This is a genomic window from Limimaricola cinnabarinus, assembly GCF_002723615.1.
In the GTDB taxonomy this organism is placed as follows: Bacteria; Pseudomonadota; Alphaproteobacteria; order Rhodobacterales; family Rhodobacteraceae; genus Limimaricola; species Limimaricola cinnabarinus_B.
Genome location: NZ_KZ304975.1, coordinates 22,168 through 31,417, shown reverse-complemented (window position 1 = coordinate 31,417; position 9,250 = coordinate 22,168). Strand labels below are relative to the sequence as shown.

At 71.1% G+C, this 9,250-nt stretch carries 10 protein-coding genes; 6 read left to right on the top strand and 4 right to left on the bottom strand.

Translation table 11 applies throughout. The features are described 5' to 3' along the window. The coding region (locus CJ301_RS16165; protein ID WP_301553820.1) for a GcrA family cell cycle regulator at positions 1 to 216 on the bottom strand (216 nt) is incomplete at its 3' end. 178 nt (positions 217 to 394) lie between these two features. On the opposite strand from CJ301_RS16165, the gene CJ301_RS16160 reads away from it, so the two are divergent. Beyond that, positions 395 to 1,198 carry an ABC transporter permease gene (locus tag CJ301_RS16160; protein WP_099278401.1) on the top strand — a complete coding sequence of 268 codons (804 nt, stop codon included), beginning with the start codon at positions 395 to 397 and terminating at the stop codon, positions 1,196 to 1,198. Further along, a complete protein-coding gene (locus tag CJ301_RS16155; RefSeq protein WP_099278400.1) occupies positions 1,195 to 1,656 on the top strand; it encodes a GNAT family N-acetyltransferase in 462 nt (153 codons plus the stop codon). The genes CJ301_RS16160 and CJ301_RS16155 overlap by 4 nt, the downstream gene beginning before the upstream one ends. On the opposite strand, the gene CJ301_RS16150 is transcribed toward CJ301_RS16155, so the two are convergent. After that, positions 1,641 to 2,432, bottom strand: a complete 792-nt coding sequence (locus CJ301_RS16150; protein WP_099278399.1) for an ABC transporter permease — start codon at positions 2,430 to 2,432, stop codon at positions 1,641 to 1,643. The genes CJ301_RS16155 and CJ301_RS16150 overlap by 16 nt on opposite strands. Next, positions 2,429 to 3,361: an ATP-binding cassette domain-containing protein gene (locus tag CJ301_RS16145; protein WP_099278398.1), complete on the bottom strand. Its 933-nt coding sequence runs from the start codon at positions 3,359 to 3,361 to the stop codon at positions 2,429 to 2,431. The genes CJ301_RS16150 and CJ301_RS16145 overlap by 4 nt, the downstream gene beginning before the upstream one ends. A 255-nt stretch (positions 3,362 to 3,616) precedes the next feature. Between CJ301_RS16145 and CJ301_RS16140 the strand changes: the two genes are divergently transcribed. From CJ301_RS16140 to CJ301_RS16125, 4 genes are read left to right on the top strand one after another with little or no spacing between them, the layout of a single operon-like run. Then, the gene (locus CJ301_RS16140; protein ID WP_099278397.1) at positions 3,617 to 4,801 is read left to right on the top strand and encodes an aspartate aminotransferase family protein; all 1,185 of its coding nucleotides are present in this window, start codon (positions 3,617 to 3,619) and stop codon (positions 4,799 to 4,801) included. Further along, positions 4,791 to 5,291 (top strand): GNAT family N-acetyltransferase, encoded by a 501-nt coding sequence (locus CJ301_RS16135; RefSeq protein ID WP_099278396.1) that lies wholly within the window; start codon positions 4,791 to 4,793, stop codon positions 5,289 to 5,291. The genes CJ301_RS16140 and CJ301_RS16135 overlap by 11 nt, the downstream gene beginning before the upstream one ends. A 60-nt stretch (positions 5,292 to 5,351) precedes the next feature. Beyond that, positions 5,352 to 6,278 (top strand): ornithine carbamoyltransferase, encoded by a 927-nt coding sequence (gene argF / locus CJ301_RS16130; protein ID WP_099278395.1) that lies wholly within the window; start codon positions 5,352 to 5,354, stop codon positions 6,276 to 6,278. Continuing rightward, positions 6,275 to 6,796: a GNAT family N-acetyltransferase gene (locus CJ301_RS16125; protein WP_162620579.1), complete on the top strand. Its 522-nt coding sequence runs from the start codon at positions 6,275 to 6,277 to the stop codon at positions 6,794 to 6,796. The genes argF and CJ301_RS16125 overlap by 4 nt, the downstream gene beginning before the upstream one ends. Before the next feature lie 33 nt (positions 6,797 to 6,829). On the opposite strand, the gene hrpB is transcribed toward CJ301_RS16125, so the two are convergent. Then, a complete protein-coding gene (hrpB, locus tag CJ301_RS16120; RefSeq protein ID WP_099278393.1) occupies positions 6,830 to 9,235 on the bottom strand; it encodes an ATP-dependent helicase HrpB in 2,406 nt (801 codons plus the stop codon). Between the last annotated feature and the right edge of the window lie 15 nt (positions 9,236 to 9,250).

Here is a 9,250-nt window from a genome sequence, read left to right as displayed (position 1 = left end):
AGCGGGCGCCGCCGGCTGCGGCGCGGCGGGGGCCGCCGGTGCGGCGGGGGCGGGCTGCGGCGCCACGCCGGTGCGGTTCGACAGGCCCAGGCGATGCACCTTGCCGATCACGGCGTTGCGGGTCACGCCACCGAGTTCCTTGGCGATCTGGCTCGCCGACTGGCCCTCGTTCCACATTCTCTTGAGCGTCTCGACGCGCTCGTCGGTCCAGGACATGCAATGCCTCCGATCGGTTGGGCGGTGGCCCGCCGTTTCAGTTGCGACGTGCCGATTTACACAGCCCCGCGCGGCAGTTCAACCCGGCGCGCGCCTCGCGGCGCAGATCGCGCCCCGAGGCGCGCACTTGCCACCATGCGCATGACCGCTACAACCCCGGGCTCAGGAGGCGCATTTCATGAGCATCGACACAGACCACGGCATCCGCCGCTTCGGCCGCTTCAACAGCTTGGGCACCGCGACGCTCGCCAGCCGCGAGATCCGCCGCTTTCTCAATGTCTGGGCGCAGACGGTGATGGCGCCCCTGATCAACGCGGCGCTGTTCCTGCTCATCTTCACCATCGCCATCGGCCCGCGCCGCGGCGACGTGATGGGGGTGGAGTTCCTGCATTTCCTAGCGCCGGGCCTGCTGATGATGACCGTGATCCAGCAGGCCTTCGCCAATACCTCCTCCTCTCTGGCCTCGGCCAAGGTGCAGGGCAACATCGTCGACACGCTGATGGCGCCCTTGTCCTCGGCCGAGGTGCTGGCGGGCTATGTCGCGGGGGCGGTGGCGCGCGGGCTGATCGTCGCGGTGGTGATCGCGATCGGCGTCTGGCTGTTTCTCGGCGTCGAGATCGCGCATCCCTTCTGGGCGCTGGCCTTCTGGGTGCTGGGCTCGGTCTTCATGGGCTCGCTCGGGCTGATCGCCGGGATCTATGCGCAGAAATTCGACCAGCTCGCCGCGATCACCAACTTTCTCGTGACCCCGCTCGCCTTCCTCTCGGGCACCTTCTACTCGATCGACGCGCTGCCGGGCTTCATGCAGACCATGAGCCACGCCAACCCGTTCTTCTACCTGATCGACGGCGCGCGCTTCGGCATGATCGGCGTCTCCGACAGCTCGCCGGTGCTCGGCCTCGCGGTCGCGCTCGTCTCCTGCGTGGTGGTGCTGGGCCTCGCCTGGGGCTGGCTCGAAAAGGGCTACAGGCTCAAGCCATGAGCCTTCTGCGCGACGCCGTGCCCGCCGATTTCGAGCGGCTGGCGGTCGGGCTGCCGCCGCAGGGGCTGTTGCTGCCCGAGGCGGGGCTGATGACGGCGCCGGTGGCGATGCTGATCGCGCGGCATTGCGGCACGCTGCGCGCGCGGCAGGGCTGGGGCGCCTGCCTGATCGTCGAGGGCGATCTCATGGTCGGCTTCGTGATGCCCAAACCCACCGATGCCGAGGGGCAGGCCGAGTTCGGCTATGCCATCTCGCCGGGGCAGCGCGGGCGCGGGCTTGCGGGCGCGGCGGTGGGCTGCTTCGTCGAACGCGCGGCCCGGGAGGGGCTGAGCGCGCTTCTGGCCGAGACCGATCCCGGCAATGCGGGCTCGATCCGGGTGCTGGAGCGCAACCTCTTCACCCCCGTGCCGCCCGGGGGCGAGGGGCGGCTGCGCTGGCGGCGCTACCTGCGGCGATAAAGCACGAGCGTCAGCGGCGCGAGCAGCAGCGTCAGCACCGCAGGCCCCAGAAGCGCCAGCCCGATCTCGCGCAAAGTCGCCGTCCCCGCCATCAGCGCCCTGAGCGCGGTGGTCATCAGCGAGACCGGGTTGACCGCGACGAAGGCCTGCAGCCAGCCCGGCATGGTCGCCGGATCGACCATGATGTTCGAGGCGAAGGTGACCGGAAACAGCACCGCGAAGCCCAGCGTCATCACCGTCATCGGCGTGCGCACCACGAGGCCCAGCACGATGAAGATCCAGCCCCAGCCGAAGCCGATCGCCAGGAGCAGGGCGAAGGAGGCGAGAATGCCCGAAAGCCCCGCCTCGGGGCTGTAGCCGAGCGCCAGCCCGATCCCGAGGATGATCGCCCCCGCGATGCTGTGGCGCAGCATGTCGCCCACCATCAGCCCGGCAAAGGGTGCCAGCGACCAGATCGGCAGGGAGCGGAAGCGGTCGAACAGCCCCTTGGAGAGGTCGGTCGAAAGACCCATGCCGGAATAGACCGTGTTGAACACCGTGGTCTGCACGAGGATGCCGGGGATGAACCATTGCAGATAGGCGGTCGACGAGCCTGCCAGCGCGCCGCCGAAGATGAAGGTGAAAAGCAGCGTGAACATGATCGGCGTCATCACCAGATCGAACAGCTGCTCGGGCACGTGGCGGAATTTCAGCACCGCGCGCCAGGCGAAGGTCAGCGCCGTCGAGGCGGGCGAGGGCGCGGCGGGGCGCGGGCCGCGGGGCAGGGGGATGCTCATGCCGCCTCCCTTCCCGTCAGGGCGAAGAACACCTCGTCGAGGCTCGGCGCGCCGAGCGAGAACTCCGCCAGCCGGATATGCGCCTGAGCCAGCCGCGCCAGATGCGCGGCGGCCTCCGCGTCGTCGGCCACCGGCACCGAAATGCGCCCGCCCTCGGGATCGGCCTGCGCCGTCTCGCCCAGAAGGCCCAGCGCGATCTCGCGGTTGCCCGGATCGAGCGGGGTGACATGCAGCACGCCCGAGCCGGTCTGCGCCTTGAGCTCGCGGCTGGTGCCCTCGGCGATCTTGCGGCCATGATCGATCACCGCGATGCGGCCCGCGAGCTGGTCGGCCTCTTCGAGATACTGGGTGGTGAGCAGGATGGTGACGCCCTCGGCCGCCAGCCCGCGGATGAGCCGCCAGACCCCGGCGCGGGCCGAAGGGTCGAGCCCCGTGGTCGGTTCGTCGAGAAACAGCACGCCGGGGCTGACGATCAGCGAGGCGGCGATGTCGAGCCTGCGGCGCATCCCGCCCGAGTAGTCCTTGACCTGCTTCTTCGCGGCCTCCGAGAGGTCGAAGGCCGCGAGCAGCTCGTCGGCCCGCCCGCGCGCCGCGCGCCAGCCAAAGCCCCACAGCCGCGACAGCATCACGAGATTCTCGCGCCCGGTCAGATCCTCGTCGAGCGAGGCGAACTGCCCGGTCATGGCGATGGCGGCGCGCACCCGCTCTGGATGGGCGGCAAGATCGTGGCCCATCACCCGCGCCTCGCCCGCATCGGCGCGGGTGAGCGTGGCGAGGATGCGTAGAAGCGTGGTCTTGCCCGCGCCGTTGGGGCCGAGGATGGCGAAAATCATGCCGCGCGGCACGTCGAGGTCGATGCCGTCCACGGCCCTCAGATCGCCGAAGCTGCGCCGCAGCCCGCGCGCGCGGATCGCAAGATCGTCCTGCATGCCGTCCCTCCCTCGTCCTGCCCGCAGGCTAGCACGGCGCGGCGCGGCGACGGGCGTTTTCCCCCTTACGTTCCGTCGTTTTTGCGCCTAACGTCGCGCGCATGACGCAGACCGCCGCCTTCGCCGCCTCCCGACGCCGACGCTGAAGCTCTTCATCGCTTCGCGGCGCGGCTCCTTCGCGTCTTCTTTCCCCCACGACAATTGACTCGCCCCTGCCGCTGCGGCACCAACGGGGCCTATCACAGGACCATTGCCATGATCCCCTCGATCCTGCCGACCTACAACCGCGCGCCGCTGTCCTTCGTGAAGGGCGAGGGCGTCTGGCTGCAGACCGGGGACGGGCGCCGATTTCTCGATCTCGGCGCGGGCATCGCGGTCAACGCGCTGGGCCATGCCAATCCCGACCTCGTCGATGCGCTGACCACGCAGGCCAATGCGCTGTGGCACGTCTCGAACCTCTACCAGATCCCGGCGCAGCAGAAGCTCGCCGATGCGCTGGTCGAGAGCACCTTCGCCGACAGCTGCTTCTTCACCAATTCGGGCACCGAGGCGATGGAGCTCGCCGTGAAGATGGCGCGCAAATACTGGCACGATCGGGGCCAGCCCGAGCGCAGCCGCATCCTGACCTTCGAGGGCGCCTTTCATGGCCGCTCCTCCGCCGCGATCGCCGCCGTCGGCACCGAGAAGATGACCAAGGGCTTCGGCCCGCTGCTGGGGGGCTTCACCCAGCTCGGCTGGGGCGATCACGATGGCCTGCGCGCGGCCATGGCCCAGCCGGATGTCGGCGCGGTCCTGATCGAGCCGGTGCAGGGCGAGGGCGGCATCCGGCCCGTGCCCGACCAGTGCCTGAAGGGGCTGCGCGACATCTGCGACGAGACCGGCACGCTCTTGATCTTCGACGAGGTGCAATGCGGCATGGGCCGGACCGGCAAGCTCTTTGCGCATGAATGGGCGGGCGTGACCCCCGACATCATGATGGTCGCAAAGGGCATCGGCGGCGGTTTCCCCCTGGGCGCGGTGCTGGCCACCGAGGCCGCCGCCGCGCCGATGACGGCGGGCACGCATGGCTCGACCTATGGCGGCAACCCGCTGGCCTGCGCCGTCGGCGCGAAGGTGATGGAGATCGTGTCCGATGAGGGCTTCCTCGAAGGCGTGCGGGCGCGCGCCGGGCGGCTGCGGCAGGGGCTCGAAGGGCTGGTGGCGACGCATCCGCAAGCGTTCGAGAGCGTGCGCGGCGCAGGTCTGATGCTCGGGCTGAAATGCAAGGCCGCGGCGGGCGAGGTGGTGCAGGCGGGCTATGCCGAGGAGGTGCTCACCGTGCCCGCCGCCGACAACGTGGTGCGCCTGCTGCCGCCTTTGAACATCACCGAGGCCGAGATCGACGAGGCGCTCTCCCGGCTCGACCGGGCGGCGGCACGGATCGGCTCCGATGCCGGGTAGGTACCGCTTCAGGCCGCTGGTCGCCTCCGACCGGCGGCTGTTCGACCGCTGGCTGGCGGAGCCGCATATCGACGGCTGGTGGGGCGATGCCGCGAGCGAATGGGCCGAGATCACCCGCGACTGGGCCGAGGGCAACACCGGCACCGACATGCGCATCGTCGAGCATGAGGGCCATCCCTTCGCCTATGTGCAGGATTACGAGGCGCATTTCTACGACATGCCGCATTACGCGCATCTGCCCAAGGGCGCGCGCGGCATGGATGCCTTTCTCGGCGATCCCGCCTATCTGGGGCGCGGCCACGGCGCGGCCTTCCTGCGCGAGAGGGCGTTGCAGCTCATCGCCGCGGGCGCGCCGCTGGTGGCGGTCGATCCCGCGCCCGACAATGCCCGCGCCATCGCCGCCTATCTGCGCGCCGGTTTTGCGGGCGACGCCATCCTGCCCTGCGAGGACGGAGACCCGATCCGGCTGATGACGCTGGGGGCCGACTGACCTCACCCTTCCCATATCCGCCGGGGCGCCGCGCCCGGCCCTTCGACCCGAAAGAGAGACATGAAGCACTTCCTCGACATCCTGCCCACGCCCACGGATGATCTGCGCCAGATGATCGACCACGCCCGCGCCATGAAGGACGCGCGCAAGGGCCGCCCCAAGGGCATGTGCGACGACGAGACGCCGCTCGAGGGGCGCATGGTCGCGCTGATCTTCGAAAAGCCTTCGACCCGGACCCGCGTCAGCTTCGACGTCGGCGCGCGGCAGATGGGGGCGCAGACCATGGTGCTGTCGGGCGCCGACATGCAGCTTGGCCATGGCGAGACCATCGCCGACACCGCCCGCGTGCTGTCGCGCTATGTCGATCTGATCATGATCCGCACCTTCGAGGAGCAGACGCTGATCGAAATGGCCGAGAACGCCACCGTGCCGGTGATCAACGGCCTGACCAACCGCACCCATCCCTGCCAGATCATGGCCGACATCATGACCTTCGAGGAGCATCGCGGGCCGATCAAGGGCCGCAAGGTCGTCTGGTCGGGCGACGGCAACAACGTCTTCGCGAGCTTTGCCCATGCCAGCGCGCAATTCGGCTTCGATCTCGTATTCACCGGCCCCAAGCCGCTCGACCCCGAGCCCGAGATCATGGAGGCCGCGCGCGCGGCGGGCGCCAATATCGAGATCATCCGCGACCCGATGGCCGCGGTCGAGGGCGCCGATCTCGTGGTCACCGACACATGGGTCTCCATGCATGATCCGGCCTCGGCGCGCGAGCGGCGGCACAACCAGCTGCGCGGCTACCAGGTCAATGCCGATCTGATGGGACGGGCCAAGCCCGACGCGCTCTTCATGCACTGCCTGCCCGCGCATCGCGACGACGAGGCGACGAGCGAGGTGATGGACGGCCCGGCTTCGGTGATCTTCGACGAGGCGGAGAACCGGCTGCACGCGCAAAAGGCGGTGATGCGCTGGTGTCTCGGCGCGTGACGCCCCCCTTCCGGCTGGTGCCGCTCGAGGTCGGGGACGCCGAGGCGCTCTCGGCCTTCGAGCTTGCCGGCCGCGACTGGTTCGAGCGGCAGGTGCCGCCGCGCCCGCCGAGCCATTTCGAACCCGACACGCTGCGCGAGATCCTGCGCGAGATGCTGGAGGGGCCCGACGCCGACCGCGCCCGCTTCTTCCTCGTGCGCGCCATGGACGGGACGATCATGGGCCGGGTGAACCTGACCGGCATCGCGGATGGGCCCGCGGGGCGAATGGCGGAGGTGGGCTACCGCATCGGCCCCGCCCATGCGGGGCGGGGCCTTGCCAGCGCCGCGCTGGGCGTGGCGATCCACGTGGCGCGCGAGATCGGTCTCGATCGGCTCATGGCGAAGGTACCCGAAGGCCATGTCGCCTCGATCAAGGTGCTGAAGGCCAATGGCTTCGCGCCCACGGGCGAGACGCCCGCGCAGGCCGAGCTGCATGGCGCGCCGCTGACGCTCGTGCATTACGCCCTCGATCTTTGATCCGGGAAGGCGGGCCTGCGCCGCGCGCCGGTCTCAGCGCCCGCGCGGCTTGGCGCGCAGCGTCGGCGCGGCCTCGGTCGGGTCCTCCGGCCAGGGGTGGCGCGGGTAGCGGCCGCGCATGTCGCGGCGCACATCGGCGTAGGAGCTGGCCCAGAAGCCGGGCAGATCGTCGGTGACCTGCACCGGGCGGCCCGCGGGCGACAGCAGCGTCATCTTCAGCGGCGTGCCGCCCACGCTCGGGTGCCGCGTCACGCCGAACACCTCCTGCAGCCGGAGCGAAACCTCGGGCACCGCACCGCCATAGTCGATCGGCACCTGCCGCCCCAGCGGTGTGGTGAAGCCCGGCGGCGCCTCGCGGTCGAGCGTCTGGGACTGGCCCCAGTCGAGCATCGCCTTCCACGGGCCCAGGAGGTCGAACCCCTTCCAGTCGCCGGCGCTGCGGACATTGCCGAGAAAGGGCAGGAGCCAGTCTTCCAGCGTCTCCATCAGCGCCGCGTCCGACATGTCGGGCAGATCCGCGCCGCCCGCGCGCACCAGCATCACCCGCGCGCGAAACCGTTCGGCGGCGGGCGAGGGGCGCAGGCCGAGCTGGCGCACGCCGGTCAGCATGGCGCGCGCGACCGTCTCCTCGGGCGCGTCGCGCCAGATCCGGTCCGACAGGGCTATCGCGCCGAGCCGCTCCTGCAGGCGCGCCACGACCCTGTTCTCGCGCTTGGACCAGTCGCAAAGCGCGACCTCCTCGATCCGCTCCGCGAAGATCTCGCGCAGCTCGGCCTCCTCGATCCGCGCCGCCATGCGGATCTTCGCCTCGGGCACGTCGTCCGACAGGTCCGTCGCCACGATCAGCCGCGCGCCCGCGAGCGCATCATTCGCCGCCATCGCCGCGCCGCGCCCGCCCGAAAGCAGCCAGCGCGGATCGTCGCCGGGCCGCCTCAGCCCGATCCGGTCGGGATAGGCCAGCGCCGCCATCGCGCCGGGCGACATTTCGGGGCCTTGCCCGCGGCCGCGCGACAGGCGCCTGGCCTCGTCGCGGATGCGGCCCAGCGCGCCCATGTCGGGCGCGGCGGGCAGGTCGCGCCGCCCGGATATCGCGGCGAGGCGCAGGGCCAGATCGCAGCCCGCGCCGCGCAGCGGATCGCGCTCGCCCATCAGCGCAGCGAGCGGCGCGGCCTGCGCGCCAGCCCGTTCCAGCATGTGCCCCAGACGCGGATGCAAGGGCAGTGCCGCGAGGCGGCGGCCATGCGCGGTGATCGCGCCGCCCGCATCGAGCGCGCCCAGATCGCGCAGGAGCGCCTGCGCCTCGAAGAGCGCGGGGCCGGGCGGCGGGGTGAGAAAGGGCAGATCCTGCGCGCCCCATTGCGCCAGCTCCAGCGCCAGTGGCGCGAGGTCGGCGCTGGCGATCTCGGGGTCGGGAAAGGCCGCGAGCGCGCCTTCCTCGCCGCGGGTCCAGAGCCGGTAGGCCACGCCCGGCGCCACCCGGCCGGCGCGCCCCGCCCGCTGCGCGGCCTCGGCGCGGGTGACCTTTTCGGTGACCAGCCGCGACATGCCCGATCCGGGGTCGAAGCGGGCGCGCCGGGCGCGGCCGGCATCGACGACGACGCGGATGTCGGGGATGGTGAGCGAGGTCTCGGCGATGGCGGTGGCCAGCACCACGCGGCGGCCCTCGCCCGGCTCCAGCGCCTCGGCCTGCCGCGCGGGCGGCAGCGCGCCGTAAAGCGGCAGCACCGGGCAACCGAGCCGCCCCTCCAGCATCCCCTGCACGCGCCGGATCTCGCCCTCGCCGGGCAGGAAGACAAGGATCGAGCCTTCGGTCTCGCGCGCCGCGCGCCCGACCAGATCCGCCACCTCGGCTTCGAGCCGGGCGCGGGCGGGCAGGGGGCGGTCGAGCCAGCGGGTCTCGACCGGAAAGCTGCGCCCCTCGGAGACCACGACGGGCGCGCCCATCAGATCGGCGACGGGCTGCGCGTCGAGCGTGGCCGACATCGCCACCAGCACCAGATCCTCGCGCAGCGCGCCGCGGATTTCGAGACACAGCGCGAGGCCGAGATCGGCGTTGAGCGAGCGTTCGTGGAATTCGTCGAAGATCACCGCGCCCACGCCCGAAAGCTCGGGGTCGGACTGCACCATCCGGGTCAGGATGCCCTCGGTCACGACCTCGATCCGGGTCGTCTTCGAGACCTTCGCCTCGCCCCGGATGCGAAAGCCCACCGTTTCGCCGACCCTTTCGCCCAGCGTCGCGGCCATGCGCTGCGCCGCAGCACGCGCGGCCAGGCGGCGCGGCTCAAGCATGACGATCCGGCCCGCGACATGATCGAGCATCGCCAGCGGCACGCGCGTCGTCTTGCCCGCGCCGGGCGGGGCCATCAGCACCGCCTGTCTTTCGCGCTTCACGGCCGAAAGCAGCGCAGGAATGGCATCGTCGATCGGCAGTCGGGTCATGGCGCGCCTCGGGCT

Excerpts from the sequence above, each read along its gene's own strand:
- CJ301_RS16160 (WP_099278401.1), top strand. The coding sequence starts at position 395 with ATGAGCATCGACACAGACCACGGCATCCGCCGCTTCGGCCGCTTCAAC.
- CJ301_RS16155 (WP_099278400.1), top strand. The coding sequence starts at position 1,195 with ATGAGCCTTCTGCGCGACGCCGTGCCCGCCGATTTCGAGCGGCTGGCG.
- CJ301_RS16150 (WP_099278399.1), bottom strand. The coding sequence starts at position 2,432 with ATGAGCATCCCCCTGCCCCGCGGCCCGCGCCCCGCCGCGCCCTCGCCC.
- CJ301_RS16145 (WP_099278398.1), bottom strand. The coding sequence starts at position 3,361 with ATGCAGGACGATCTTGCGATCCGCGCGCGCGGGCTGCGGCGCAGCTTC.
- CJ301_RS16140 (WP_099278397.1), top strand. The coding sequence starts at position 3,617 with ATGATCCCCTCGATCCTGCCGACCTACAACCGCGCGCCGCTGTCCTTC.
- CJ301_RS16135 (WP_099278396.1), top strand. The coding sequence starts at position 4,791 with ATGCCGGGTAGGTACCGCTTCAGGCCGCTGGTCGCCTCCGACCGGCGG.
- argF (WP_099278395.1), top strand. The coding sequence starts at position 5,352 with ATGAAGCACTTCCTCGACATCCTGCCCACGCCCACGGATGATCTGCGC.
- hrpB (WP_099278393.1), bottom strand. The coding sequence starts at position 9,235 with ATGACCCGACTGCCGATCGACGATGCCATTCCTGCGCTGCTTTCGGCC.